Annotated in this window: 27 protein-coding genes, 1 other RNA gene and 1 pseudogene; 17 read left to right on the top strand and 12 right to left on the bottom strand. The window is 60.8% G+C overall.

Features of this window, described 5'->3' with window-relative positions; genetic code table 11:
• Positions 1 to 3: 3 nt before the first annotated feature.
• The 8 genes from ACTG3X_RS01105 to ACTG3X_RS01140 form a co-directional block, all read right to left on the bottom strand.
• Positions 4 to 675, bottom strand: coding sequence for a nitroreductase (locus tag ACTG3X_RS01105; protein WP_439109376.1), 672 nt, complete (start codon positions 673 to 675; stop codon positions 4 to 6).
• Positions 675 to 1,790: a primosomal protein N' (replication factor Y) - superfamily II helicase gene (locus tag ACTG3X_RS01110; protein ID WP_439109377.1), complete on the bottom strand. Its 1,116-nt coding sequence runs from the start codon at positions 1,788 to 1,790 to the stop codon at positions 675 to 677. The genes ACTG3X_RS01105 and ACTG3X_RS01110 overlap by 1 nt, the downstream gene beginning before the upstream one ends.
• A 46-nt stretch (positions 1,791 to 1,836) precedes the next feature.
• Positions 1,837 to 2,178 (bottom strand): GFA family protein, encoded by a 342-nt coding sequence (locus ACTG3X_RS01115; RefSeq protein ID WP_439109378.1) that lies wholly within the window; start codon positions 2,176 to 2,178, stop codon positions 1,837 to 1,839.
• A gap of 5 nt (positions 2,179 to 2,183) precedes the next feature.
• Entirely contained in the window at positions 2,184 to 3,284 is a 1,101-nt protein-coding gene (locus ACTG3X_RS01120) for an SPFH domain-containing protein (RefSeq protein ID WP_439109379.1), read from the bottom strand.
• A 21-nt stretch (positions 3,285 to 3,305) separates the two neighbouring features.
• Entirely contained in the window at positions 3,306 to 4,226 is a 921-nt protein-coding gene (locus tag ACTG3X_RS01125; protein WP_439109380.1) for a DUF2927 domain-containing protein, read from the bottom strand.
• Between the two features lie 48 nt (positions 4,227 to 4,274).
• Complete coding sequence (locus tag ACTG3X_RS01130; protein ID WP_439109381.1) at positions 4,275 to 5,471, bottom strand: toxic anion resistance protein; 1,197 nt, start codon at positions 5,469 to 5,471, stop codon at positions 4,275 to 4,277.
• A gap of 23 nt (positions 5,472 to 5,494) precedes the next feature.
• Positions 5,495 to 6,373: a 5-bromo-4-chloroindolyl phosphate hydrolysis family protein gene (locus ACTG3X_RS01135; RefSeq protein ID WP_439109382.1), complete on the bottom strand. Its 879-nt coding sequence runs from the start codon at positions 6,371 to 6,373 to the stop codon at positions 5,495 to 5,497.
• A 209-nt stretch (positions 6,374 to 6,582) separates the two neighbouring features.
• Complete coding sequence (locus tag ACTG3X_RS01140) at positions 6,583 to 7,389, bottom strand: pseudouridine synthase (protein WP_439109383.1); 807 nt, start codon at positions 7,387 to 7,389, stop codon at positions 6,583 to 6,585.
• A gap of 62 nt (positions 7,390 to 7,451) precedes the next feature.
• Between ACTG3X_RS01140 and ACTG3X_RS01145 the strand changes: the two genes are divergently transcribed.
• From ACTG3X_RS01145 to rnpB, 6 genes are all read left to right on the top strand, one after another.
• Entirely contained in the window at positions 7,452 to 7,898 is a 447-nt protein-coding gene (locus ACTG3X_RS01145) for a nucleoside deaminase (protein ID WP_439109384.1), read from the top strand.
• 186 nt (positions 7,899 to 8,084) lie between these two features.
• The gene (gene gatC, locus ACTG3X_RS01150) at positions 8,085 to 8,372 is read left to right on the top strand and encodes an Asp-tRNA(Asn)/Glu-tRNA(Gln) amidotransferase subunit GatC (protein WP_439109385.1); all 288 of its coding nucleotides are present in this window, start codon (positions 8,085 to 8,087) and stop codon (positions 8,370 to 8,372) included.
• Positions 8,372 to 9,859 carry an Asp-tRNA(Asn)/Glu-tRNA(Gln) amidotransferase subunit GatA gene (gene gatA, locus ACTG3X_RS01155; RefSeq protein WP_439109386.1) on the top strand — a complete coding sequence of 496 codons (1,488 nt, stop codon included), beginning with the start codon at positions 8,372 to 8,374 and terminating at the stop codon, positions 9,857 to 9,859. The genes gatC and gatA overlap by 1 nt, the downstream gene beginning before the upstream one ends.
• A gap of 52 nt (positions 9,860 to 9,911) precedes the next feature.
• Positions 9,912 to 10,637, top strand: coding sequence for a hypothetical protein (locus ACTG3X_RS01160; protein WP_439109387.1), 726 nt, complete (start codon positions 9,912 to 9,914; stop codon positions 10,635 to 10,637).
• Positions 10,634 to 11,317, top strand: a complete 684-nt coding sequence (locus tag ACTG3X_RS01165; protein ID WP_439109388.1) for an N-acetylmuramoyl-L-alanine amidase — start codon at positions 10,634 to 10,636, stop codon at positions 11,315 to 11,317. The genes ACTG3X_RS01160 and ACTG3X_RS01165 overlap by 4 nt, the downstream gene beginning before the upstream one ends.
• Positions 11,318 to 11,358: 41 nt before the next feature.
• An RNA gene (gene rnpB / locus ACTG3X_RS01170) (RNase P RNA component class A) lies at positions 11,359 to 11,742 on the top strand.
• 20 nt (positions 11,743 to 11,762) lie between these two features.
• Here rnpB and ACTG3X_RS01175 read toward each other — a convergent pair.
• A pseudogene (locus ACTG3X_RS01175) lies at positions 11,763 to 12,611 on the bottom strand (EamA family transporter); the annotation flags it as partial.
• A gap of 158 nt (positions 12,612 to 12,769) precedes the next feature.
• Here ACTG3X_RS01175 and rpmG point away from each other — a divergent pair.
• Together rpmG and ACTG3X_RS01185 are read left to right on the top strand one after the other, a co-directional pair.
• Positions 12,770 to 12,937 carry a 50S ribosomal protein L33 gene (gene rpmG, locus ACTG3X_RS01180; protein ID WP_007799108.1) on the top strand — a complete coding sequence of 56 codons (168 nt, stop codon included), beginning with the start codon at positions 12,770 to 12,772 and terminating at the stop codon, positions 12,935 to 12,937.
• A gap of 164 nt (positions 12,938 to 13,101) precedes the next feature.
• Positions 13,102 to 13,653 (top strand): CIA30 family protein, encoded by a 552-nt coding sequence (locus ACTG3X_RS01185; protein WP_439109389.1) that lies wholly within the window; start codon positions 13,102 to 13,104, stop codon positions 13,651 to 13,653.
• Between the two features lie 110 nt (positions 13,654 to 13,763).
• Here ACTG3X_RS01185 and ACTG3X_RS01190 read toward each other — a convergent pair whose 3' ends face one another.
• Together ACTG3X_RS01190 and ACTG3X_RS01195 are read right to left on the bottom strand one after the other, a co-directional pair.
• Entirely contained in the window at positions 13,764 to 14,498 is a 735-nt protein-coding gene (locus ACTG3X_RS01190; protein ID WP_439109390.1) for a Bax inhibitor-1/YccA family protein, read from the bottom strand.
• 165 nt (positions 14,499 to 14,663) lie between these two features.
• A complete protein-coding gene (locus ACTG3X_RS01195; RefSeq protein WP_439109444.1) occupies positions 14,664 to 15,623 on the bottom strand; it encodes an NADPH:quinone oxidoreductase family protein in 960 nt (319 codons plus the stop codon).
• A 374-nt stretch (positions 15,624 to 15,997) separates the two neighbouring features.
• Here ACTG3X_RS01195 and ACTG3X_RS01200 point away from each other — a divergent pair, with 374 nt between their 5' ends.
• The 9 genes from ACTG3X_RS01200 (at position 15,998) to ACTG3X_RS01240 (ending at position 24,471) form a co-directional block, all read left to right on the top strand.
• Positions 15,998 to 16,369: a helix-turn-helix domain-containing protein gene (locus tag ACTG3X_RS01200; RefSeq protein ID WP_439109391.1), complete on the top strand. Its 372-nt coding sequence runs from the start codon at positions 15,998 to 16,000 to the stop codon at positions 16,367 to 16,369.
• A gap of 65 nt (positions 16,370 to 16,434) precedes the next feature.
• Positions 16,435 to 17,229, top strand: coding sequence for an inositol monophosphatase family protein (locus ACTG3X_RS01205; RefSeq protein WP_439109392.1), 795 nt, complete (start codon positions 16,435 to 16,437; stop codon positions 17,227 to 17,229).
• Between the two features lie 114 nt (positions 17,230 to 17,343).
• Positions 17,344 to 18,681 carry an 8-oxoguanine deaminase gene (locus ACTG3X_RS01210; protein ID WP_439109393.1) on the top strand — a complete coding sequence of 446 codons (1,338 nt, stop codon included), beginning with the start codon at positions 17,344 to 17,346 and terminating at the stop codon, positions 18,679 to 18,681.
• Between the two features lie 2 nt (positions 18,682 to 18,683).
• Complete coding sequence (locus tag ACTG3X_RS01215) at positions 18,684 to 19,130, top strand: CAP domain-containing protein (RefSeq protein ID WP_439109394.1); 447 nt, start codon at positions 18,684 to 18,686, stop codon at positions 19,128 to 19,130.
• Between the two features lie 68 nt (positions 19,131 to 19,198).
• Positions 19,199 to 20,581: a magnesium transporter gene (gene mgtE, locus ACTG3X_RS01220; protein WP_439109395.1), complete on the top strand. Its 1,383-nt coding sequence runs from the start codon at positions 19,199 to 19,201 to the stop codon at positions 20,579 to 20,581.
• Positions 20,578 to 21,135, top strand: coding sequence for a 5-formyltetrahydrofolate cyclo-ligase (locus ACTG3X_RS01225; RefSeq protein WP_439109396.1), 558 nt, complete (start codon positions 20,578 to 20,580; stop codon positions 21,133 to 21,135). Before mgtE ends, ACTG3X_RS01225 begins: the two co-directional genes overlap by 4 nt.
• A gap of 98 nt (positions 21,136 to 21,233) precedes the next feature.
• Complete coding sequence (locus ACTG3X_RS01230) at positions 21,234 to 21,701, top strand: OsmC family protein (RefSeq protein ID WP_439109397.1); 468 nt, start codon at positions 21,234 to 21,236, stop codon at positions 21,699 to 21,701.
• A gap of 27 nt (positions 21,702 to 21,728) precedes the next feature.
• Positions 21,729 to 22,541, top strand: coding sequence for a TIGR00282 family metallophosphoesterase (locus ACTG3X_RS01235; RefSeq protein ID WP_439109398.1), 813 nt, complete (start codon positions 21,729 to 21,731; stop codon positions 22,539 to 22,541).
• A 151-nt stretch (positions 22,542 to 22,692) separates the two neighbouring features.
• Positions 22,693 to 24,471: an SLC13 family permease gene (locus tag ACTG3X_RS01240; protein ID WP_439109399.1), complete on the top strand. Its 1,779-nt coding sequence runs from the start codon at positions 22,693 to 22,695 to the stop codon at positions 24,469 to 24,471.
• Positions 24,472 to 24,571: 100 nt separating this feature from the next.
• On the opposite strand, the gene ACTG3X_RS01245 is transcribed toward ACTG3X_RS01240, so the two are convergent.
• Positions 24,572 to 26,344, bottom strand: a complete 1,773-nt coding sequence (locus ACTG3X_RS01245) for an SLC13 family permease (RefSeq protein WP_439109400.1) — start codon at positions 26,342 to 26,344, stop codon at positions 24,572 to 24,574.
• Positions 26,345 to 26,366 lie beyond the last annotated feature (22 nt).

Below are 26,366 nucleotides of genomic sequence, written 5' to 3' on the forward strand. Positions count from 1 at the left end.
GCATCAGCGCCAGTCGATCAGCTCTGAGGGCGTGGCGCGTGCCGTGCGAAAGCCGTTGATGGGCGCGTCTTTGTCGCCATAGCCAAAGGCCACGGTGCACAGAATAAGGCGGTCTTCTGGCAGGGTGAAATAGCTGCGCAAGAAGGGCGCGTAGCCTGCGGGCGCGGCTTGGGGAATACTGCTGAGGCCAAGACTTGTCAGGGCTGCGCAAAACGCCGTAACAAAGCCGCCGCAATCCAGCGCACCATATGGCCCAAGCTCGGCAGGCGAGGTGATGAGCGCCATATGGGGGGCACCAAAAAAGCGGAAGTTCTCAAGCATTTGGGCGTTGCGGGCGGCCTTGTCTTCACGAGGAATGGAGGCCGCATCGTAAAGCTGCATACCGCACTCAAAGCGGCGGTCTTTATACGCCCCCGTGTAGCTCGTGGGCCAAGGCAGGTCAGGCTGCATCGGCTCGGTCCGGGCATGGGCGTGGAGCGCGGCGCCAAGGCGTGCTGTCTCCTCGGCCGATGTGATGACGAGCTGCCAAGGCTGGGCGTTGCACCATGAGGGCGCGCGCGTGGCGGTGGCAACGGCTTGCTCGATGAGCGCTGGTGGCACAGGCTCAGGCAGGTAGGCGCGGGTGGACTGGCGTGTGGCCATGATACGGTCGAGCGCCTCAAAGTCGGGTGTCATCAGAATGCTCCTTGCTCAAGCCCGTAGAGATAGCCGACAGCGCCCGCCACGAGAAGCCCGAGCAGCACAGCAAATGTAATCTTCCATGCGGAATAAGGCCGTTCGCCCTGCACGCGGCCTGTGCGACCGTTGACAACAAAACGGTAGCTCTTGCCACGATACTTATAGGCCGCAAGCCAGACGGGCAGCAAAATATGCTTGAACGTGACATCGCGCACATCGGTTTCGATGTTGTGGATGCGCTGGCGGTCGCCGCCGATGTCAAACTTCACATCCCGCTCGATGATGCGGGCCATTTGCGCGCGGGCCTCTTCATAGCCTTGGGGCAGCGCCACGGCATAGCCCTCGGCGCGAAAGCCTGCGAGATATTCTGGGCGATAGGGCTCAAGCGCGGCCAGATCCCATGGCTCAAGCGCATCGGTGAAGCGTTTGGGGAGGCTCTTGGAGGCCAGCACCAGAACATCATCAAAGAAGCGCGCCACGCGCCCGCGGACAGGGCGCCAGCGGATCTTGGCCACTTGCTGGCGCTGGCGTTTGCCGTCGCGCATCACTGTGATGGTCTCGTAGTAGACCGTGCCGCGCTCGCCTGTGTAGCGCGAGGCGGTCTCGGCATCAAAGGTCCAGTAGGGCACATAGATGCCAGACATGCTCCGGCCTTTGCGGGCGTAGTCTTGCAGGCCGTTGGGGGCAAACCAGAGGCTACCGAGCCAATCTGTCATCGCGGCGCGGGCGCGGCGCTCATCAAGCGCAAACGGCAGAACGCCGCGCGGCTTGATGTGGCGATGTGTGCCTGTGTCGGTGACCACGGGAGTGGCGCAAAACGGGCATTCGGCGGCGTGGGTGGTGGCATCAAACTCGACTTGGGCGGCGCAATTGGGGCAGCGGGACACGCGGGTTTCTTCGATGTCTTGTGCGGGGAGCGCGGCGTGCAGGGCGGCTTCGAAATCCAGCTCCCGAATCTCTGTGCCACGGGTGAGGCCGATGGCCTCTGTGTTGCCGCAGTGATCGCAGACAAGGCGCTCTTGAGCCGGGTCAAAGCGGTAGTCAGCCCCGCAGCTTTGGCAGGGGAAGCGGTGTTCGGCTGTTACGCTTTTGGGGGCTGTTTCGTCTATCAACTTTTATGCCTTCGGCGAGGATATTTGGAGCAAAAAGAAAGACGTATTATGCGTCTTGGGTGACGGGGATATCTTGCAGCATGTCAGCGGGAAAGTTGCGCATGTTGACGCCTGTGTTCTGCCAATCGACCGTGACGGCGGCCCAATGGGTGAGCGCGCCGCAGGTTTTGCAGCGGTGAAAGGCGAGGCGTTTCTGGCCGCGCCTGTAGGTGTCTGTCGGGCCTGAAACGGTGACTGTTTCTTTGGGGAAATAGCCCCAGGCTGCGCCCATGCGGGTACAGAAAGAGCAGGGGCAGGCCGTGATTTGGAGCGGCAGCTTTGGGAGGGTGATGCTGACGGCGCCGCAATCACAGGTGGTGGTCAGGGCGCGGGGGGGTATCGAGGACATGACGCTCAGCTTTCCGGTGGGGGTGGTGGCAGGATGGTGAAGAGCGTGGCGAGGGCTGTGACATCGCCTGCTGTTTTCCAGCCGTCCTGACCTGCTGTCCAGACATGTGTGTCGCGCTTCAAAGAGCCGTCAGCGACCATACGCCCGAGCGCTGCGCGTGAGAACGGCCCCTTGGTTTGGCCCGCCTCGGCAATATGCCAGACCTGCTCCACAGGAGCGGGTGGCGGCGGCGGGGCGATCTGGGGGGCTGCTGCGCCCCATGGGCCCTGGCTGGCGTCGCGCGCGATCTGCATGCCCAAACCTGCGCCAACCCCTGCCTGAAGCGCGCCTGCACCTGCGCCCTGAGCGGTCAGGCTCTCTGCGGCTTGGAAACTCATATAGGTGGAGAGGTCGCCGACGACGCCCATGGCGCTGCGCTTGTCCAGCACCGCTTCGACAGCCTCGGGAAGCGAGATGTTTTCGATGTAAAGCTCAGGCATTTCAAGGCCGTAGGCGGCAAGCTGGGTGGCGATATCGCGTGCGACAAGCGTGCCAAGCTCGCGGGTGTTGGCTGCCATATCCAGAACAGGGATCCCCGCGCGGGCGATGGTGCGGGAGAATTCCTGCACGATGATGTTGCGGATCTGATAGCTGATCTCGTCCATGGTGAAATCGCCATCTGTCCCGACAATTTCGGTGAGGAAGCGGGCAGGGTCACTGACCTTGATCGTGTAGGTGCCGAAAGCGCGCAGGCGCACGGGGCCGAACTCCGGGTCACGCGCGATTATCGGGTTTTTGGTGCCCCATTTGAGGTTGGAAAAGCGGGTTGTGTTGACGAAGTAGATCTCGGATTTGAACGGGCTTTCAAAGCCGTGATCCCAATGATTGAGCGTTGTCATTACGGGCATATTGTTGGTCTCGAGCATATAGAGACCCGGCGTGAACACGTCTGCGAGCTGCCCTTCGTGCACAAACACAGCGGCCTGCCCCTCGCGCACAGTCAGCTTGGCGCCATATTTGATCTCGTGTCCCTCGCGCTCAAAGCGCGACACCATTGTGTCGCGGGTGTCATCAACCCAGTGGATGACATCAATGAATTCGCCTGTGAGAAAGTCAAAAATACCCATGAGGGCCTCCTATTTACGCAGTCAGCTGCCGTTTTCACCTGTGAGGTCTGCGGCGATGTGTTTGATTTTTGGGCGGGCCTCTTCAAGGGTCATGCCGCTTGTGAGGCGCGGGTCGTAGAGCATTTGCAAGAGCAGTTCGTCGTGGCTGGTGAGCGTGGCGAATTCTTCGTCATCATTGAAGATCGACGGCCGCGCCATCGGGCTGTCGTTGGAGAGGCCAAGGCCTTGGGCCAGCTCTTCGTGGATGCAGGAGAGGCGCATGAGCGGGGGGTGCTCGGCGCGAATGATGGCGATGGCCCGCTCGCGCCCTGCGGGGGCGGAGGGCGTGTTGGTGTGCACAAGGCAATAAATATCGCGCGGCAGCTCTGTCAGGGTTTGCAGGCGCGACGCGGGAAAGTCGGGCCAGAGGCGGCGCACGGTGTCTGTGAGATCCTGATTGTCATCGGCGCTCATGAAGAGCACATGAAAGTTGCCGTTGCGCTCTACAGCCGCGATCGGATGGCGGGTGACGCGCGCAAGGCGGTCGGCAAAGCCGGCGACGGCGGCCTCGTCTTGCTTGCGCTGGGCCATGGGGACAGAGGCACCGAAATGTGTGCTGAACCGAACCGCGCCACGCCACGGGTGAAAGCGGCTGATGGCTTGCGCACTGCGCGACAGTTCGCCGCCTGCGTGTTCGTCATAAAAGGCGATGGTCTCGAAATTGCGCGCCAGATCAAGCGCGCGGAACGTTGTGTCAGGGCCGCCACCGTCGCGGCGCAGAAGGCCTTGGGCCAGAAGGTGGGCTTCCAGCTTGGTGTAATAGGCTGAAAGGGCACGCGACTCGGCCGACGGCATGGGGGCAACCGCCTCGGCTTTGGGCGGGATAAGCCCTGCAGGGCGCGCCTGTGGCTTCAGGCTTTCGCGCAAGGGAAAGTCGCATGCGGCCAGAAGAGACAACCCCAAAAGGGCTGCCCCTAACTGGCGAAGAGGGCTGTGCCCGCGCAGCACGGCTTAGGACGGCACTGCTGTGCCAGCAGTGTCGCCCGTGCCTGTTTTGCGCGCTTTGGCCGAGGCCAGCGTGTCGCGCAGCTCGGCTTCCATCTTCTTGAGCTCGACTTCGGCTGACGCGCGTTTGGCTTTGCCTTCGTCCGCGATTTGCAGGCTCTCTTCAATCGTGCCGATCAGGTCGGCATTGGCCTGTTTGACGGCTTCGATATCAAAGACGCCACGCTCCATTTCCTGACGGATCATTCTGTTGCTGTCGCGCAGGTTCTGGGCGTTGGCGGTGAGCAGCTCGTTGGTAAGGTCGTTGGCGTCGCGCACGGCGGCGGCGGCCTCGGCTGAGCGCTGGATTGTCACGGCTTGGGCCAGTTGGGTCTCCCAAAGGGGCACCGTGTTGACCAGTGTCGAGTTGATCTTGGTGACCAGCGATTTGTCGTTTTCCTGCACGAGGCGGATCGAAGGCAGAGACTGCATGGTGACCTGACGCGTGAGCTTCAGGTCGTGCACGCGGCGCTCCAGATCATCGCGTGCGGCGCGCAGGTCGCGCAGCTCTTGTGCGCGCATGACCTTGTCTTTCTCGGGGGCTTTCTCGACTTTGGCTTCCAGTGCGGGGATATCCTTGGTGTCGAGCAGGCGGATTTTCTCTTCGCCCGCTGCGATGTAGAGCGCCAGCTCCTCATAGAATGCGAGTGTCTTTTCATAGAGCATATCTAGAGACTTAATGTCTTTGAGCAGAGTGTGCTCATGCTCCAACAGGCTTTCTGTGATGCGGTCAATCTGGCCCTGGACCTGCTCGAACTTGGCTGTGAACTTGGCAAAGGGCGCCGCGCGGCCCAGAAGCTTTTCCCACCATGTGCGCTCGCGGCGCACATCAAGCTCGCTCACCGAGAAGCCGCGAATGGTGGTGACGATCCCGCGCAAGCTGTCGCCCGCCGGGCCGACATCTTTGTTGCGTACGCCTTGCAGCATGGACTGTGAAATCACCTGAAGCTCGGCCTGTGCGGCAGAGCCAAAGCTGACGATCGACTGTGTGTCGCTCATGTCGAGCTCGGCGATCCGCGATTTGATCTCTTTGCCCAGTGCGCCTTTGGCCTCGGACATAGGCACGATGGCGCCTGCCTCGGTGGGTTCGGGCAGAACCACAGCGTTGACTTCCTCAACGAGGGCAAGGGCATCTTGGGCTTTCTTCTGGATTTCTGTGGCCATATCGGACCTCACTTTCTGTAAAATTAAGACTTGTCTAAACGGATGCCTTCTTGTGCGAGGCGGTCGCGCAGCACTTCGATCTCGATGTTGAGATCGCTGCGGTCATCCAGCAGCAGGTGGCGGTTTTTGGCAGAGAAGCTGTCTTGCAGATCGCTCAGCAGCGCGAGGTAGTCATTCTTGGCCTCTGTGCTGCGGGCGCGGGTGTAAATATCGACGAACTTCTCGGTCGCGTCGCGGGCCCCCTTTAGGTACACGCCCATGAATTTGCGCGCGGCTGTCAAATCACGCGGGTCTTCTTCAACGGTGCGCAGCAACTCGCGGACTTGGTGCTGGAAGCGCGCGACGCGCGAGGAGACCTGACGGTCTGCGGCACGATTGGTGGCAGCTGATATGGCTGCAAGGTGCTCTTCAGCCTGGCCGACAACCCGTGCGACACGGTCGTTTTGAAACTGGTCGATGCCGTCCATGCCTTTGTTGACCAAAGGGTCGGGGCCGAAAGCGGCAAAGTGCAACGCCGTGCCAAGCACACCGAAGAGGGCCGCCTCCAGCACACCAAAGCCTGCATAGCCCGCGATTGCGAGGCCTGTGCCTGTGAGGATTGATCCGAGGATCTTGCGTGGCAGGGCCGGGCGGCGCGCCACTTTGCGCGCCTCATAGGCCTCGTGGGCTTGCTGGCCTGCGCGTGTCAGCCATGCGGCCAGTAAAAGATCGGACAGAGCGGTGATCCAAAGAAACATTTCAACGGGCGGAGCCGTGAAGGCCTGCCAGATCATGGGAAGGGGCGCAAGAAACAGAAAGTTCACCCGACCGCCCACACGCGAACGGCGCGCGCCGTGGTAGCTGTCTTCGCCTGCGGCATTGCCTGTTTTGGGGCTGTATTTTCCGCCGAACCGCTCAGCCATCAGGAGGCTCCGAACACGGAGATATAGAGCATCAGCAACACAAGCAGCGCAAAAGCCAGTTTCTGCAAGCCAGTTTCGGTCATAGATCCCCCAGTACGACAAACACACGTCTTGCCCGGTAATCTAGGGTAGCAGGGGGCCTCGCGCTAGGGGGAAACGCCCGGCATTTGCCTCAAGGCAGGGTTTCGCTTGAAAACGCGCGCTTTCACTCAGCGTTCGCGGCGGCGCATCGGCTTCTTGCGTTGCGTGGGCTTTGGCGCTTCTGGCTCAGGGACTTCAAGGCCAAGCTGGTCGCGAATGACACGGGAGCGCAGCTCTTGAACCTGCCCTTGCTTCAGCTCGCCCAGCTGGAAAGGACCGTAGGAGACGCGAATGAGGCGGTTCACGGAGAAGCCAACAGCCTCCATCGCGCGGCGGATTTCGCGGTTTTTGCCTTCGCGCAGACCGATTGTCGCCCAAGCGTTGGCACCTTGCTGGCGATCAAGCGTCACTTGCATCGGCTGGAAAATTTCGCCCTCAACGACGATCCCTTTGCGCAGGGGCTCAAAGCTTTCTTCGGTCGGGCGACCGTTGATGCGCACGCGGTAGCGGCGCAGCCAGCCTGTGGACGGCAACTCAAGCTGGCGTTTGACGCCACCATCATTGGTGAGGAGCAAAAGGCCCTCAGAGTTGATATCAAGCCGGCCCACTGTCATCACACGGGGCAGATCTTCTGGGAGTTTGTCAAAGATCGTGGTGCGACCTTGTTCATCATTGTTGGTGGTCACAAGGCCGATGGGCTTGTGATAGAGCCACATGCGGGCAGGCTCGGGCGCTTTGAGCGGTTTGCCGTTGACCACGACTTTGTCGGCACTCGTAATGTTGAGCGCGGGGCTGGTGATGACCTTGCCGTTGACGGAGACGCGGCCCGCCTCGATCATGCGCTCGGCCTCGCGGCGCGAGGCCACGCCAGCGCGGGAAATAACTTTGGCGATCCGGTCGCCTGCGGGTGTGTCGGGTTTTGATGTGTCGCTCATGTGGGGGGCTTAGAGCATTCGTGGCTCTTGCGAAAGAGGGCATGTTCGGGGCATGTGGAGCCATGGGATTTGAGACATATATGAGCGTGGCTCTGAAAGAGGCCGAAGCCGCAGGCCAGCGGGGCGAGGTGCCTGTGGGGGCCGCGCTGGTGGTGGATGGCAAGGTCATTGCGCAAGCGGGCAACCGCTGCCGCGAGTTGAGCGACCCGACAGCCCACGCCGAGATGCTGGTGATCCGTGCGGCCTGTGCCGCGCTGGGGCGGGAACGTATTGAAAACGCAGCCCTTTATGTCACGCTGGAGCCTTGCCCCATGTGTGCCGCAGCGATCTCCAATGCGCGTGTTGCGCGGCTGTATTACGGGGCGGGTGACCCCAAAAGCGGTGGCGTGGCACAGGGCGCGCGGGTGTTTGACCATGCGCAATGTCACCATGTGCCAGAGGTCTATGAGGGCATCGCCGCCAAGGCCAGTGCGGCTTTGCTCGCAGCTTTTTTCAAGGGCAAGCGGTAGCATCTGACGTGCCGATTTTGGCCGAAAACCCGCGTGGGGCAGCCAGTGGGGCAGGCTGTGCATACACCAGTATGGACACTGTCAGGCGGCTCTCGGGGCCAGATTGCGGGTTTTGGATGCGAAGCAGGTTGAAGCGCGCGCCAAGGAGCGCTAAAGGCAAAGCGTTCAGAAATTGGAGTGATAGCCATGTCGATTGACAAGGACACAGCGGCCAAAGTGGCCAAGCTGGCGCGGATCAGGGTGGAAGAGGCGGACTTGCCTGCTTTGGCCGCAGAATTCAATGCTGTGCTCGGCTTTATCGAGCAGCTTTCTGAAGTGGATGTGGACGGGGTGGAACCGATGGTTTCGGTCACGCCCATGCGCTTGCCACGGCGGGTTGATGCTGTGACGGATGGCGGCCAGCAGGCCAAAGTTCTCGCCAATGCGCCAGATGCGCGTGAAGGCTTCTTTGCAGTCCCTAAGGTGGTAGAATAATGGCTGATCTGAACAAAATGACAATTGCTGCGGCGCGCGATGCGCTGCGCAAGGGCGATGTGACAAGCGCGGAGCTGACCGAGGCCTGCCTTGGCGAGATTGAGGGCTCAGGCGCTTTGAACGCCTTTGTGCACAACACCCCCGAGATTGCCCGCGCCCAAGCGGCGGCGGCAGACGCACGCCTCAAGGCAGGCGATGCGCCTGATATGTGCGGTATCCCGCTCGGCATCAAAGACCTGTTTTGCACCAAGGGTGTGCCCTCGCAGGCAGCGTCCAATATTCTCAAGGGCTTCAAGCCCGAATATGAAAGCACGGTCACGAGCCAGCTGTTTGACGCCGGCGCGGTGATGCTGGGCAAGCTCAACATGGACGAATTTGCCATGGGCTCCTCCAACGAGACCTCGGCCTACGGCAATGCCGTAAACCCGTGGCGGCGCGAGAACGACGCAACGCCGATCACGCCCGGTGGCTCGTCAGGTGGCTCGGCGTCGGCTGTGGCGGCAGACCTTTGCCTTGCTGCGACAGGCACAGATACGGGCGGCTCGATCCGCCAGCCTGCGGCCTTTACCGGCATCACAGGCATCAAGCCGACCTATGGCCGCGTGAGCCGTTGGGGTGTTGTGGCGTTTGCCTCAAGCCTTGATCAGGCTGGCCCGATGACAAAAGACGTGCGTGATGCGGCGATTATGCTGGAAGCCATGTGCGGCCATGACGCCAAAGACAGCACCAGCGCCGATTTGGCTGTGCCAAACTTCGAAGCCATGCTGACAGGCGACATCCGCGGCAAAAAGATCGGTATTCCGCGCGAATACCGCATGGACGGTATGCCTGCCGAGATCGAAAAGCTCTGGGCCGAGGGCACAGAGATGCTCAAGGCGGCGGGGGCCGAGATCGTTGATATCAGCCTGCCACATACAAAATATGCACTGCCGGCTTACTATGTGATCGCGCCTGCAGAGGCCTCAAGCAACCTCGCGCGCTATGACGGGGTGCGCTATGGCCACCGTGCCAGCCTTGCGGCAGGCGATGGCATCACCGAGATGTATGAAAAGACCCGCGCCGAAGGCTTCGGCCACGAAGTGCAGCGCCGTGTGATGGTTGGCACCTATGTGCTCTCGGCAGGCTTCTATGATGCCTACTACAACCGTGCGCGCAAAGTGCGCACGCTCATCAAGCGCGACTTTGAAGATGTGTTTGCCGCCGGGATCGACGCGATTCTGACGCCAGCGACCCCAAGCGCGGCCTTTGGCCTTGGTGAAATGTCAGAGGCAGACCCGATTGCCATGTATCTCAACGATGTCTTCACCGTGACCGTGAACCTCGCAGGGCTGCCCGGTGTGGCTGTGCCCACGGGTGTGGACAGTCAGGGGCTGCCGCTTGGCTTGCAGCTGATCGGGCGTCCTTGGGAAGAGGGCGACTTGCTGAATACCGCCTATGCACTTGAACAAGCTGCAGGTTTTGTGGCCAAGCCGCACAAATGGTGGTAAAGCGGCGCAAAATTGCATGAATTTTGCATGCGCAAGATAGGCAGGACGTGACGTGAAGAAAGTGTTTCTAATGAGTGTGGCTGCGCTTGTATTGGCGGGCTGCGAGCAGACTGTTCCAGACAGCGGAGCAGGTGTGGGCTTTGGCAGCTACAGCGAATATGAGGCGCGCCAAGCCGCGCGCGAGGCACAGCTCAACGGTGGCTCTTTGCCGCCTGCGACAGCCGTGAGTGAAGAAACACTGGACAGCACCAGCGATGTGGCCGCAGACGCCAGCGCCGTTCTGGACGCGACCCGCGCGCCGCTTGATGCAAGCCCGAGCAACCCGCCCCCCGCAGTGCTGAATGCGGCGGGTATTTCTAAAGAAAACGACTTTGATGCCGTGGATTCACAGCGCACCATTGCCGACGATGCCGAGCGCCGCGCCGCGCTGAAGGCCCAGTATCAGGTTGTGCAAGCGACTGACGTTCCAACGCGTGCGGGCAGTGGCGGACCAAACATTGTGGAATATGCGCTGAACACGACCAATGCCAAAGGGCAGGGGATTTACCGCCGCGTTGGCGTGAACTTGCAGGCGCGCAACACGCGCAACTGTGCGAAATACCCCTCACCTGATTTGGCGCAAGCCGAGTTTTTGCAGCGCGGTGGCCCCGAGCGTGACCGCTTGGCGCTTGACCCTGATGGCGACGGCTATGCCTGCTCATGGGATCCCGAGCCCTTCCGCAAGGTGAGACAAGAGGCCGTTGCGGCCGCACCGCTTGAGGCGACAGCGACCGAGTGAGCGCTGCGCTGGATATCTGCGAAAGACTATCGCCAAATCGGGGCGCGCGGCGAGAGGCTGCGCGCCCCGATCTGCTTGTGATCCATTACACAGCAATGGAAAGTGCCGAAGCCGCCATCGAGCGGTTGAGTGACCCTGCGGCCGAAGTCTCGGCGCATTATGTGATTTGTGAGCGCGGAGGCGTCACGCGGCTTGTGCCTGAGGCCGAGCGCGCGTGGCATGCGGGCGCGGGGCGCTGGGGCGATGTGTGTGATGTGAACTCACGCTCTATCGGGATCGAGCTGGCGAACCTTGGCAGCCATCCGTTTCCTGAGCCGCAGATGCGCAGCCTTGAGGCGCTGATGGCTGGTATCATGGCGCGCTGGGAGATCGGGCCTGCGCGGGTGATCGGGCATTCGGACATGGCACCAGGGCGCAAGAGCGACCCCGGGCCAAGGTTTGATTGGGCGCGTTTGGCGCGCGCGGGGCTGTCTGTCTGGCCCTCTGCGGGCATGGCGGGCGACTTTTATGCCGATGCTGCGCGGTTTGGCTACCCTGTGGGCGATGTTGAGGAGGCGCTGGTTCTTGAAGCGTTTCGCCTGCGCTTTCGCCCTTGGGCCACGGGGCCGCTTGCGGCGGCGGATGCCGCGCTCATGGCTGATCTGGCCGGGCGCTGGCCTGTTTTGAGCGGGCCTGCCTGAGGGATTGACCTGCAGGGCGGGGCGGACTATCTGGCGGGAGCGCGGAAGGCTGGATGGCCGCGGCGGGGCAACCTGTCGAGGAAAGTCCGGACTCCACAAGACAACAGTGCCGGGTAACGCCCGGGCAGGGCAACCTGACGGAAAGTGCAACAGAGAAGAGACCGCTTGGCCGATATCGCTCGCGATTGGGCCGAGTAAGGGTGAAACGGTGGGGTAAGAGCCCACCGGGGGGCTGGCAACAGGCCTCGCATGGTAAACCCCACTGGGAGCAATGCCGAATAGGAACCTCGCTATGGGCCGTCTTGGCTTTGAGGTTCGGGTTGGCAGCTAGAGGGGCGTTGGCAACAGCGCCCTGAGATGAATGGTCATCCACTTCGGGGGCAACCCCGGGGAGACAAAATCCGGCTTATAGGCCTTCCGCGCGTTTATCAGATGTCACGATATAGAGCCCTGCAAGGAGCAGGGCCGCGCCAGCGAGTTTGAGCGGCGTTGCAGGCTCGCCCACGACCAGAAGCGCCAGCACCCATGCGGTGAGCGGCTCGGCCAGCGCCAATGTGACGGCGGTGGAGGCAGGCAGCGCCTTTAGCCCCCATGTATAGAGCGCATAGGCCAGACCTGTTGCCCCCAAGCCAAGCGCCAGCAGCGCTGCGGGGGCGGAGCCTGTCAGCGCCCAGTGCCATGGCAGCAAGAAGAACACAGGGCTTGTCAGCAGCGCGGCCAGCGTGAAGGTGCTGGCGGCTATCGTGGCCGGGGGCGCATGGGCGACCATGGCCGAGGAGGCCAGAGAATAGCTCGCGTAGGCCAGACCGGCCGCTGCCGCCAGAAGCAGGCCAAAGGGCGCGACACCGCTGCTTGAGCCTGCGAGCACAAGCGCGGCTGCACCTGCGATCGCCAGAGCCTGCCCGAAGGCCTTGCGCAGGCCCGGCGCACGGCGCAGCACCAACATGTCATACGCGGCCACCCAGAGCGGCGCTGAGCCGATTGTCACCGCTGTGCCAAGGCCCACACCCGCCCGCGCCACGGCGGCGAAAAACAAAAGATTGTAGGCGGCAATGGCTGCGGCTGCCAAAAAGAGCGGGGCTTTGGGCAGGCTGGCCCAGCCGCGCCGCGCGGCGGGCTGGACGGCGGCCAGACAGATCAGGGCCACAGCCCCGATCCAGAGCCTGAGCGCACCAACAACAAGCGGCTCGCGCGCATCGGGCAAGACGCTTTGCAACGTGCCTGTTGTGCCCCAGAGCATGGCGGCGGCCAGCACCGCGAGTGTGGCTGTGAGGGTTGCGGAGGCGCGTATCATAGCCTTACATGCGGGAACTCGGGGCCTCGTGCAAAGCAAAACTTTCAGACAGGCGCGCTTTGCGGTTGACTCGGGCGTGCATGTCCTTAAAAGGCAGGCTTCAAGAGATTTCACGGGTTGCGCGCGCACTGCGCCTGCCCAGCCGCAGGAGAAGCCCAATGGCGAAGCCAACCACGATCAAAATCCGCCTGAACTCGACCGCAGGCACAGGCCACTTCTATGTGACCAAAAAGAACGCACGTACAATGACGGAAAAAATGACCGTTCGTAAGTATGACCCCGTTGTACGCAAGCACGTTGAATATAAAGAAGGCAAAATCAAGTAAGCCTTGGTTTTGACTTTGACGCGATTGGGCCGTTCCTTTGGGGGCGGCCTTTTTCGTTGGGGTGGTTGTTTGCGCAGGGCGGCATGCTTAGCTTTTGAGTAAGCGCGCGCACCCGGAATATCTTGGCGACGAAAAAGGGGCCAAAGAACATGAAACGACAGTGGATGACGAGACGGCTTGGGCCTTTGGCGATTCTTTTGGGGCTTGCAGGTGGCATGGCGCAGGGAGCAGAGCAGATGCTTGAAGATTTTAGCGGCGCGCCCGAGGCGCGCTGGAGCTTTATCTCCGATCAGGTGATGGGCGGTGTCTCAAACGGCACTGTCGCCTTTGAACAGGTCGATGGCCTGCCGGCCTTGCGGCTGAGGGGGGATGTGAGCACGAAGAACAACGGTGGCTTCATACAGGCGCGCCTGATGCTGCCTGAGGCGCTGCCAGAGGGCGCTGAGGGGCTTGAGCTGCGTGTGCGCGGCAACGGGCAAGGATACTTCGTTCATGTCCGCACAGGCGGCACTGTGCTGCCGTGGAACTTCTACCAAGCGCCGTTTGAGGCGGGGGACGACTGGTCAGTTGTGCGCATTCCGTTTTCGGCCTTCAAGGCGCAAGGGATGCTGTTGCGCAAGAGCTTGGCGGCTGGCGCGGCAAAGTCGATCGCTGTGGTGGCCTATGGGCGCGACTATGCCGCCGATGTGATGGTGTCGGCGATCAAATCTTACTGAAGGTCAGAGCGTTGTCGCCGCGGGCCGATGTGGTTTGGCCGAGGCGCAACAGACAAAAGAAAAGGGCCAGACGCAGTGTCTGGCCCTGTCTGTTTGTGTGTAAGCTAAGCTCAGTCGCGCGGCATGAAGAGGAACATGATCGAGCGGAACATCGCGATGAAGCTGATGTAGAGTTGCAGCGCGCCGATGATGGCGGCTTTCTCAAGGAAGAGCTCTGCCTCTTGGCCACCGTGCTGGCGGGCGCCGAGGTATGTGTTCTTGATGTCTTGCGTTGATGTGGCTGTCAGCACGGCGAAGACGCCGAGGATTGCCAGGTTCATCCACCATGCGCCATTGGCACCCATGCCACCTGTGAAGAAGCTGAACATGCCGATTGCGACAATACCCCAAGCCATCATTGTGGCCACTTGGCCGATGGGGCCGAGGTTGCGCTTGGTGAGGTAGCCTGTGAGGCTGAGGCCAAGGAAGGCCACCGCCGTGTAGAGCAGACCCATGATCACGCTGGTCATGGAAAACATGATGAAGATCACGGAGAGCGAAACACCCGTGAGGGCGGCATAGGCCCAGAAGATCATGTTGATGCTGGCGACGCTGAGGCGCTCAAACGCGAAGTTTGCGACGAGCACAAAAGCCAGTGGGCCAAAGATGACCGCGTATACGATGGGGGGAACCAGCAGCACTTGCTGTGCAGCCGGGCTTTGGGCCACGATGTAGGCCAAAGCAAAAGTCGCAAGGAGCGCGGCCGACATGAGGCCGTATACCTTGTTCATGTGGGCGCGAAGCCCTTGGTCTATTGCGGCGTCGTTGGGACGTGCGCCGGAATGGACGGTGTCAAAATTTGCCATTTAAGCCTCCGAAGTTGCATAGGCGTTATGTGGCTCTGCCTGTTCACAGAGCCCTCTTGGTGAATATCGGTGAGGTGCAACTCTTTTTCAAGCATTACCGTATGCGATTTTGTCGGGTTTTACGCAGTTTTGCGCAGGCCATGCGGATATGGCTGCGCGCAGCTGCTAGAGCGTGATCACCACTTTGCCTGTGGATTTGCGGCTGCGCAAAAGCTCCATGCCGTCGAGAGCCTGTTCAAGCGGCAGGGTGTTGCTGACGTGGGGTTTGATTTTGCCTTCGGCGTGCCAGCGCACAAGCTCTTTGAGGCTGTCTGTGACAACCGAGGGTTTGAACGCGAGGTAGCCGCCCCAGTAAAAGCCGATGACCGTCAGGTTTTTGACAAGCAGGATGTTGGCAGGCACTTGGGGCACGTCGCCTGAGGCGAAGCCGATGGTGAGCAGGCGCGCCTCAGGGTTGCAGGCGCGCATGGCGGCTTTGAACTGATCGCCGCCGACAGGATCATAGACCACATCGGCGCCACCAAGGGCGCGCACGGCTTCGCGGATATCGTCGGTTTCGGCATCAATCAGGTGGTCTGCGCCTGCGGCCTTGGCCACGGCGAGCTTGTCGGCGCCACGGGCGCAGGCAATGACGCGCGCGCCCATGTGCTTGCCGATTTCGACAGCTGTGAGGCCAACGCCGCCCGCCGCGCCAAGCACGAGAAGTGTTTCGCCTGCTTTGAGGCCGGCCTTATATCCGAGTGCGAGGTGGCTGGTGCCGTAGGCGACCTGCAGGGCGGCAGCCTCGGCCATATTGGCCCCGTCGGGCAGCGGTGTGACGCGCGCGGCCTCAAAACAGGCATAATCGGCCAAACCCCCTTGGCCGCCAAAGACCATAACGGGCGTGCCAACGGCAGGGCCGCTGACGCCCTCTCCGAGCGCATCAATGATACCAGCCACTTCCATACCCATTGTGAACGGGTAGGGGGGCGTGTCCTGGTAGCTGCCTTTGACCATCAGCAGGTCGGCAAAGTTAAGCCCGCAGGCGGCGATCTTGATGCGCAGCTGGCCTTGGGCGGGCTCGGGGCGCTCTATCTGTTGGATTTCGGGAGACTGGTCTTTGGCCAGACAGCGCAAAGCGCGCATTGTGGTCTTTGTCATGGGCTCGATCCTTTCAACAGATACCTTAACGTCACCCTTTGTTTGCCTTGACGCGGCAAGGAGGTAAACTAAAAAGCACAGCGCTTGACCCTGCCTCGGATTAAGCGGAAAAGCGAAAGAGAATAAACTGCCTGAGCGTGAAGCTTGACAAAAGGCGGTTCAAAACGCGTAATGCGTGTGTGCAAGGATTTGTTTAGCTTTATGCGATAGTCTTTGCGAGGGCACATAGTGTCACAGGAAATGTTGATTGTGTAAATGGTGTGCGCCTTGATGGTGCGCCGAGTATATAAGCCACGGTGGCGCTGTTCGTCTTGGACGGTCAGCCACATCGTGTGCAAAGCTTGATTGAGGAGTAGACTATGGCTCACCCGGTAGATGTTCATGTTGGCAAGCGCCTGCGCCAGCGCCGTTGGCTTGTGGGAATGACACAGCAGCAGTTGGCTGAAAAAGTCGGGATCAAGTTCCAGCAGATCCAGAAATACGAGACAGGCGCGAATCGCGTCAGCGCATCGCGGCTCTGGGACATCTCGGAAGTGTTGGATGTGCCTGTTGCCTACTTCTTTGAAGCTATGGAGGCCGCCAGCGCGCCTCAGGCGAAAGAAGAGAGCATCCCTGCCGATTTGATGGGCGATAAAGAGGCCATGGACTTGATCCGCTCTTATTATGCGATCCCTGAGAACCAGCGCAAACGGCTCTTTGAGCTGGCACGCGTGCTCAGCGACGTCGCTTAAGCCAAGCAAGGCTTGCGTCTTCGGGCGATGCTGCGCCATAACCGCGGCATCAGGAGGCGTTTGTCGTGCAGTATAATTCCGATGAGTTGGTTCGCACAGCCCATGCGTTGGCAGATGCCGCGCGTGAGGCTGTTTTGCCATATTTCCGCAGCGCAGGCTTGGATGCGGAAAACAAGCTGGAGGCAGGGTTTGACCCTGTCACCGAGGCCGACAAAGCCGCCGAGCGCGCGATGCGCGCGATTTTGGCCGAGCGCCGCCCTGATGACGCGATTGTCGGCGAGGAATATGGCGCAAGCGCGGGCACAACAGGGCTGACATGGGTTCTGGACCCGATAGATGGCACACGCGCCTTTCTGTCTGGCACACCGACATGGGGCGTTTTGATTTCGATCTGCGATGCCACGGGGCCGATCTTCGGGATCATCGATCAGCCCTATATTGGCGAGCGGTTTCTCGGGGGCTTCGGCCTGGCCGAGATGCGGGGGCCACAGGGCGCAAAGCCGCTCAAGGCCCGCCCGAGCCGGCCTCTTTCGGAGGCGATTGTCTTTACCACCTTTCCTGAAGTGGGCAGCGCAGCCGAGCGGGCTGGCTTTGACAGCGTCGCAGGGCAGGCCAAGCTCACGCGCTATGGTATGGATTGTTATGCCTATGCGCTTCTGGCGGCGGGGCATATCGACCTTGTGATCGAGGCGGGCCTGTCAAACTATGACGTCTGTGCGCCGATTGCGCTGATTGAAGCCGCTGGCGGCATTGTGACCGATTGGCAGGGCGGCAAAGCCCATGAGGGCGGGCGCGTGCTGGCTGCGGCTAGTGCCGCGCAGCACAAGGCTGCGCTTGAGCTTTTGTCACGCGTGAGCTGATCCGCGCTCTTTGCGCGCGCTCTGTTTTCGCGTATACGTAGCCTGTTCGTGCTTCTTGGCCCTTTTCCAGCGCGACAGGTTGAACATGAGAGGGCGCCAAAATGAGGTGCCATCATGCGCGAAACGCTGATCCGCAATGCGGACTATATCCTGACAATGAACGACAGCCGCGAAGAGCTGGCTGGTGCGGATATCCTGATCCGCGATGGAAAGATTGCCGCTGTTGGCCGTGGTCTGAGCACGCAGGGGGCTGTGCTTGAGGCCAAAGGCTGCGTTGTGACGCCCGGCCTCGTGAACACGCATCACCACCTTTATCAAAGCCTCACGCGCGCTGTGCCCGGGGGGCAGGACGCGCTGCTGTTTGGCTGGCTTCAAACGCTCTATCCGATTTGGGCAAAGTTTGGCCCCGAGGAGATGTTTGTCTCTGCACAAGTGGGCTTGGCCGAGCTGGCGCTGACGGGCTGTACCATGAGCTCTGATCATCTTTACCTCTATCCCAACGGGTCACGGCTGGATGATACGATTGCGGCTGCGCAGGAGATCGGCCTGCGGTTTCATCCGACGCGGGGGGCTATGAGCATTGGCGAAAGCGACGGCGGTTTGCCGCCTGACAGCCTTGTGGAGCGGGAAGCCGCCATTCTGGAGGACAGTATTCGTGTGATCGATGCCCACCACGATGCCCGCGACGGGGCCATGGTGCGCGTGGGGATTGCGCCCTGTTCGCCCTTTTCGGTGAGCCGTGAGCTGATGCGCGATGCGGCCATTCTGGCGCGCGACAAGGGCGTGATGCTGCACACGCATTTGGCGGAAAATGATGAGGACGTGGCCTATAGCCTTGAGAAATTCGGCTGCCGCCCGGGGCAATATGCCGAGGATCTCGGCTGGACAGGCCCTGATGTCTGGCATGCACATTGCGTGAAGCTTGACGGGCAAGAGATTGATTTGTTTGCACGATCTGGAACAGGAGTGGCGCATTGCCCATGCTCCAACTGCCGCCTTGGCTCGGGGATTGCGCCTGTGCGCAAGATGCGCGACGCGGGTGTCAACGTCGGGCTTGGGGTGGATGGATCTGCCAGCAACGACGCCGGCCAGATGATGGCGGAAGCGCGCCAGAGCATGCTCTTGCAGCGGGTGGCCAATGGTGCGGATGCGATGAGCGCGCGCGAGGCGCTGGAGATTGCCACGCGCGGTGGAGCAGAGGTGCTTGGGCGGCCTGACTGTGGCCAGATTGCCGTGAGCAAATGCGCCGATATTGCGGTGTGGGACACAGGCGGTATCGAGAGCGCGGGGAGCTGGGATCCTGCGGCGCTTTTGCTGGCTGGGCCAAGCAAGGTTAAGGATTTGTTTGTGAACGGGCGCCATATTGTGCAGGATGGCGCTATGCCACACATCGACTTGGCAGGTATTATTACGCGTCAGAGACAGCTGGCTTTAAAAATTATGGAGAGTTGAGAATGCGGGTTTTGCAAATGACACTTGGCGCTGCGGCGCTCTGTTTGATGGCCTCTGCGGGGGCATCGCAGCCTGCACGCGATGTGGTGCAAATGGTCAATGATCTGCGCGCCCAGAACGGGCTTCATGCGCTGGATATCAGCCCCGAGCTGGAAAAGGCCGCAGAAAAGCACGCGGCCGATATGGCCAAGAGCGGTAAGCTTTCGCACACGGGCTCAAACGGCTCGACCCCTGCCAAACGCGCCAAGCGGGCGGGATACCGTTTTTGCACGGTGGCCGAAAATGTGGCGGCAGGGCAGCAAAGCAGCGCGGAAGTCATGCAAGCTTGGGCAAACTCGGCGGGGCACAGAAAGAACATGCTCAAGCCCAAAGCGCGCGATATTGCGGTTGTGCGCGGGCCCAATGACAACTGGGTTATGATGCTGGCGGCAAAGCGCGGGCGCTGCTGATCTTTAAATCCTTGATTGCCCCTTTGCTCACAAGGGCTTAGATTGCCCTCAAGCGAACGGGGGCAGATTTGAGCGACCAAGATTTTGAGACAGTAGAGCCTGATGAAGAAGCTTACGAGCTGAGCCGCCGCGATGTGGCGACGGTCCTTGAGGCTGTGGAAGCTGGCGCGCGCGATGAGCTTATTGCGCTCATGGAGCCGATGCATGCGGCGGATATTGCCGATATGCTGGAGCAGATCAGCTCGGCGGACCGCTATGCGCTGATCGAGCTTTATGGCGTCGAGTTTGACGGTGATATCCTGTCGGAACTTGACGAGAGCATTCGTGAGGATGTCATCAGCGCGCTGCGGCCCGAAGTCTTGGCTGTGGCGGTGCGCGAGCTTGAGTCAGATGATGTTGTCGATCTTCTCGAAGACCTTGAGCAGCCGCAACAAGATGCGATTTTCGATGCTCTGGATGATGCCGACGCCGTCATTGCCCGCCAGGCGCTGAGCTACCCCGAAGAATCTGCGGGCCGCTTGATGCAGCGCGAGGTTGTCGCGGCGCCCGAGCATTGGACTGTGGGCGACGCGATCGATTTCATGCGCTCGTCTGAAGACCTGCCAGACCAGTTTTACCACGTGGTGCTTGTGGACCCGCGGATGCACCCTGTGGGCAACGTCACGCTGGGGCGGATCATGGGGGCACCGCGCAAGCTGCCTTTGATGGAGCTGACCGAAGAGGTCTTCCAGATCATTCCTGTGGATCAGGATGAGGGCGATGTGGCCTATGCTTTTAACCAGTATCACCTGATTTCAGCGCCTGTTGTGGACGATGAGGGCCGCCTTGTCGGTGTGATCACCATTGATGACGCCATGGCGGTTCTGGATGAGGAACACGAAGAAGACATCATGCGCCTTGCGGGTGTGGGCGAAGGCAGCTTGACGGACCGTGTGATCAACACCACGCAGCAGCGCTTTCCCTGGTTGGCGGTCAATCTGGTCACAGCGGTGCTGGCGAGCCTTGTGATTGCGCAGTTTGATGTTGTTATTGCGGATTTCGTGGCGCTGGCGGTTTTGATGCCGATCGTGGCCTCGATGGGCGGAAATGCGGGCACACAGAGCCTCACCGTGGCCGTGCGGGCGATAGCGACCAAGGATTTGACCAGCTCCAACGTCTGGCGGGTTATCCGCCGTGAAGTGCTTGTGGGCGCGGTGAACGGAACAATTTTTGCCATTGTCATGGGGCTTGTGTGCCTCTTCTGGTTCTCCTCGCCCGTGTTGGGCGGGGTTATCGCGGCGGCGATGGTGATCAACCTTGTGGTGGCAGGGCTGGCGGGGACGGTCATCCCCGTGGCGCTGGAAAAAGCGGGCGTTGACCCTGCACTGGCGTCAGGGGCGTTTGTCACCACGGTGACGGATGTTGTCGGCTTTTTTGCCTTTCTCGGCTTGGCCGCTTGGGTGCTGGTATGAGCGATCTGCTCGCGGCCAAGGCGGCTGCGCGCCAAGCAGCCTTTGCGCGGCGAAAACTGGCTTTTGAGGCCGCCAGCGCCGCACAGGCTGGGTATTTGTCAGAAGTTCTCGCAGGCTATCGCGGTGTGCCTTTGTCAGGGTTCATGCCGATCAGGACAGAGATCAACCCGCTGTCTGCCATGGAAGAGGCGGCGGCGCATGGCCCTGTCGGGGTGCCTGTCATTCAGGCGGCGGGAGCGGCGCTGAAGTTTGCGCGCTGGGAGCCGGACTGTGCGCTTGTTCAAGGGCCATTCAAGGCGATGGTGCCTGCGGTGCTTGAGTATTTTGAACCCGAAATTCTGATTGTGCCGCTGGTTGCTTTTGACCGCAACGGCGGGCGGCTGGGCTATGGCGGCGGGTTTTATGACCGCACGCTGGAGGGCTTGCGCGCCAAGCGCGCAACCTTGGCCATCGGCTTTGCTTTTGCGGCTCAAGAGGCCGAGGGCCTGCCGCTTGAAGCGACAGACCAGCCCTTGGACATGATTGTGACAGAGCGCGGGATTATCAGCGTCTGATACGCGCTTTTCAGGCGCGCCCACCCGCCCACCCCGCGCCCGAAAAGCGCGTCGCCTTCGGCGAGGATATTTTTAGCAAAAAGAAAGAGGGGTTCGGGATGAAGACGCATGTTTTTCGCGCCAAGATCGTCTGGACGGGCAACCTTGGCCAAGGCAATAAAACCTACAAGGGCTATGAACGCTCTTGGGAGGTGCGCACCGAGGGCAAACCTGTGATTGCCTGCTCCAATGATCCGCTTTTGGGCGGAGACCCAAGCCTGCACAACCCTGAAGACATGTTGATCGCGGCGCTCTCGGCCTGCCATATGCTGTGGTATTTGCATCTGGCGCATCAGGCGGGGGTGCTTGTTTCGGGCTATGAAGACGACCCTTTGGGCCATGGTGAAAGCGCCCCAACCGGAGCCGGCCGCTTTGTGGGCGCGACGCTGCGCCCGCGGATTACGGTGGCGGCGGGAACGGACATGGCGCGGGCCGAGGCGCTGCATCACGAGATCGCGCAGGTGTGTTTTATCGCGCGGTCTGTCAACTTTCCTGTGCGCTATGAGGCGCGATACGAGATTGCATAAGGTGCGTCTGCGGCCTATGGGTGCGCTATGAGACTTCTATTTTTAGGCGATGTCATGGGCCGCGCTGGGCGCCGCGCTGTGAGCGAGCGGCTCAAGGGCCTGCGTGAGGCTTGGGGCCTTGATTTTGTTGTGGTCAATGGCGAGAACGCCAGCAACGGCATGGGGCTTTCGGGCGAACATGCCAAGGCGCTGCTTGAGGCAGGGGTCGATTGCCTGACGCTGGGCGACCATGCGTTTGACCAGAAAGACATGTTGCAATTCATTGGCGGGGAGCCGCGCATCATTCGGCCTGTGAATTTTGCCAAAGATGCGCCCGGTGCAGGCGCACGGGTGTTTCAGGACGGGCGCGGGCGCAAAGTACTGGTGGCGCAGGTTTTGGGACAGGTCTTTATGAAGCGCGCGTTTGAAGACCCTTTCGGGCAGATTGATATGGTTCTGAAGAAGCATATTCTGGGCGGCGCTGTGCAGGCGGCTGTTGTGGATGTGCATTGTGAAGCGACCTCTGAGAAGATGGCTATGGGCCACTTCTGTGACGGGCGCGCGAGCCTTGTTGTGGGCACGCATACACATGTCCCGACGGGCGATGCGCAGATCATGCCGAAGGGCACAGCCTATATGACGGATGCTGGCATGTGTGGCGATTATCTGAGCGTGATCGGGATGGAAAAGACCGAGCCGATGCGCCGCTTTGTGACAGGGATGCCCAAGAGCCGCTTTACCCCTGCCAATGAGGAGGCCACGCTGTCGGGTGTTTATGTGGAAACAGATGATCGAACGGGCAAGGCGCTGAAAGTGTCGCCGATCCGTATTGGTGGCCGTTTGCAGCCGGCAGAGCCCTAAGCGGGACGTATGATTTTGGCATCATGCGTGCCGAGGGGACCGGGCCTGATCTTTTCTGCATGTTTTTGCAGCTCCTACAGGATACAGAAGTGCTTGCGGCGCAAGGTCTTGAGCGCGACAATGAGTGACGAGTGAGTAAGGGTAGAGCCACATGGGATTCTTCGAACTGAGCCAGACTGCATCGGCGATCATGACGCTGTGCGTTGTTGTCGGGATGTTTGTGCTGTTTGTGCGTGAGACATACCCCGCCGAGGTGGTGGCGATAGCCGGCGCGGCCTTGATGCTGGCGTTGGGGCTTTTGCCTTATGACAACGCACTCGAGGTTCTGGCCAACCCCGCGCCATGGACGATTGCCGCGATGTTTATTGTGATGGGGGCCTTGGTGCGCACGGGGGCGCTTGAGGCCTTTACCAGCGTTGCCGACAAGCTCGCGGCGACCAATCCGGCTCTCGCGATCGGGCTGTTGATGGGGTTTGTGGTGATTGCATCGGCCTTTGTCTCGAACACGCCTGTGGTGGTGGTGATGATCCCTGTCTTTGTCCAACTGGCCAAGACGATGGGATTTTCGGCCTCAAAGCTGCTGATCCCCCTGTCTTACGCCGCTATTTTGGGCGGCACGCTCACGCTGATCGGGACATCGACCAATCTTTTGGTGGACGGTGTTGCGCGGGCCAACGGGCAGGCGGCGTTTACGATTTTCGAGGTGACGCCGCTGGGCATTGCGCTGGTGATTTGGGGGATGATCTATCTGCGCTTTATTGCGCCGCTTTTGCTGCCTGAGCGTGACAGTATGGCAAGCTTGCTGAGCAACCGCTCCAAGATGAAGTTTTTCACCGAAGCTGTGATCCCGCCCGAGAGCAACCTGATCGGGCGGGAGGTTTCGGGTGTTCAGCTGTTCAAGCGCGATGGCGTGCGCCTGATTGATGTTGTGCGCGGGGATGCCTCGCTGCGCCGCAATCTGGCGGGTGTGACATTGCAGGTGGGCGACCGTGTGGTTTTGCGCACGGAGATGACAGAGCTGTTGAGCTTGCAGCGCAACAAGGAACTCAAGCGGGTGGATCAGGTTTCAGCTGTGGAAACGACGACTGTTGAGGTGCTGATCACACCGGGGGCAAGAATGGTGGGGCGTCAGCTTGGCGCGATGCGCCTGCGCCGCCGTTACGGCGTCTATGCGCTGGCGGTGCACCGGCGCAACCAGAACATCGGCCGCCAGCTGGACGAGCTGATTGTGCGGGTGGGGGATACGCTTCTGCTTGAAGGTGCGCCAGATGACATTCACCGCCTTGCTGCGGATATGGAACTTGTGGAGGTGAACCAGCCGCAAGCGCGGGCCTATCGGCGCGGCCATGCGCCCTTGGCGCTGGCGGTGATGGTGGGGCTTGTCGCTTTGGCGGGGCTTGGTGTTGCTCCGATTTTCCTGCTGGCCATTCTGGCTGTGGCGATTGTGCTTTTGTCGCGCTGTATTGATGCGGAAGAGGCGTTTTCTTTTGTGGATGGGCGTCTTCTGGCCCTGATCTTTGCGATGTTGGCGATCGGGGCGGCTTTGCAGGCCACTGGGGCTGTTGAGATGATCGTGGCGGCGATTGCGCCTGTGCTGTCGATCTTGCCGCCGTTTCTGATCATCTGGGCAATTTATCTGCTGACCTCCGTGTTGACGGAACTGGTGAGCAACAATGCGGTGGCCGTGGTGATCACGCCTGTGGCGATCGGGGTCGCCGACGCGCTCGGGATTGATGCGCGCCCTTTGATTGTGGCGGTGATGGTGGCGGCGAGTGCATCTTTTGCCACGCCGATCGGATATCAGACGAACATGTTGGTCTATGGCCCCGGCGGCTATAAATTTACCGATTTTATGCGCGTTGGTATTCCGCTGAACCTGTCGGTTGGTCTGTTGGCCTCGGCGCTTATTCCACTGCTCTGGCCTCTTTAAGGATGTCGAATTTGGCGAGGCCAAATCCGACCGGCTGGGGGCGCTGCCCCCAGACCCCCGGGATATTTGGGGCAAAAAGAAAGAGCGGCTTGGTGCGCTTCTAGAGCGGCCAGAAGATGAGGATCAGCGGGATGGAGACAGCGACCACGATGATTTCGAGTGGTAGCCCCATGCGCCAGTAATCCCCAAAGCGGTAGCCGCCCGGGCCGAGGATGAGGGTGTTGTTCTTGTGGCCAATCGGGGTGAGGAAGGCCGAGCTGGCCGCCACGGCGACAGCCATGAGGAACGGGTCGGGGGACACCTCAAGCACGCGTGCCATTTCGATGCCGACGGGGGCTGCAACAATTGTTGTGGCTGTGTTGTTGAGCACGTCGGAGAGCGTCATGGTGACGATCATCAGAACAGTCAGGATGGCCCAAGGGGGCATGGCCTCGGTGAAGGTGAGGAGCGCGCCTGCGAGAAGTTCTGTGCCGCCCGAATTCTCCAAGGCCGCGCCGAGCGGGATCATCGAGCCGAGCAGGACAACCACGGGCCAGTTGATATGGTCATAGAGCTCGGACAGGGGCAGGATCTTGAAGAGAATGTAGGACACGACCACGATGCCAAGGGCGATGGGCAGGTAGACGATCCCGACAGAGGCCGCCGCCACAGCCGCCCCAAAAAGGCCAATGGCAAGCCATGTCTTGCTGTCTTGGGTGACAGCCAGACCACGGTTGGCCAAGGGCAGGCAGCCGAGCCAGTCTGTGACTTCGGCACCGCTGCCTTTGGGCACGAGCAGCAGCAGGATGTCGCCTGGCTGGACTTCGGTTTTGCGGATCTGGCTGGTGATGCGGCGACCCTCGCGGGAAATGCCCATGAGCACCGTTTGTTTGCGCCACGAGAGGCCCACGCTGAGCGCGCTTTTGCCCGCGATGCGGGCTTCGGCTGTGACCACGACCTCAACGAGGTCGAGCCCGTCGCTGGTGGCTTTGAGGCGCTCTTCGCGCTCTTTGTCGGCAAAGGCGAGGCCAAGTGTGGCGCGGAACTCATCAAGCGCATCGGGGGAGGCTTCCAGCACGATGATATCATTGGCCTGCAAGAGTGAGTTGCGCGCCGCGCCATACCGGCGCTTGCCATCCCGCATGAGGCCGAGAATGGCGACATCGGCTTGCTCGGCGGCGTCTTCAAGCTCGGCCAGACGTTTGCCGATGTGCTTTGAGCCGTCGGGCACAGTCAGCTCGGCGATATAGGCGGACATGTCGCCAACGGCCTTGAGCGCGTCATCACGGTTGGGGATGAGCCGCCAGCCGACCAGTGCGACGAAGAGCAGGCCTGCGATGGCCGTGAGGCCGCCAACAGGTAAAAAGTCAAACATTGCAAAAGGCTCGCCCACGGCGTCACCACGAATCGAGGCGATGATGATATTGGGCGGTGTGCCGATGAGGGTTGCCATGCCGCCAAGGATGGTGGCGAAGCTGAGTGGCATCAGGGAAAGCCCCGGCGCTCGGCCCGCCTTGCGCGCGGTCTGGATATCGACAGGCATCAGCAGGGCCAGCGCGGCCACGTTGTTCATGAAGCCCGAGAGGATGCCGCCGACACTTCCCATGATGGCGATATGCGTGCCAAGCGAGCGGGTGCTGTCAACGAGTGTGCGGGTGATCAGATAGATCGCGCCGGAGCGCACAAGCCCTGCTGACACAACCAGAACAAGCGCCACAACGATGGTGGCAGGGTGGCCAAAGCCGTCAAAGGTGTGTTTGGTTTCCACGACACCAAGGACAACGCCGAGCATGAGCGCAGCAAAGGCGACAAGGTCATAGCGCCAGCGGCCCCAGAGCAAGAGGGCAAAAACGCCGCCAAACAGCGAAAACAGAATAATTTGATCTTGTGTCATGGGGAAAGCCTATCGTGGGCGG

Source organism: Lentibacter sp. (assembly GCF_965658795.1).
Lineage (GTDB): Bacteria > Pseudomonadota > Alphaproteobacteria > Rhodobacterales > Rhodobacteraceae > Lentibacter.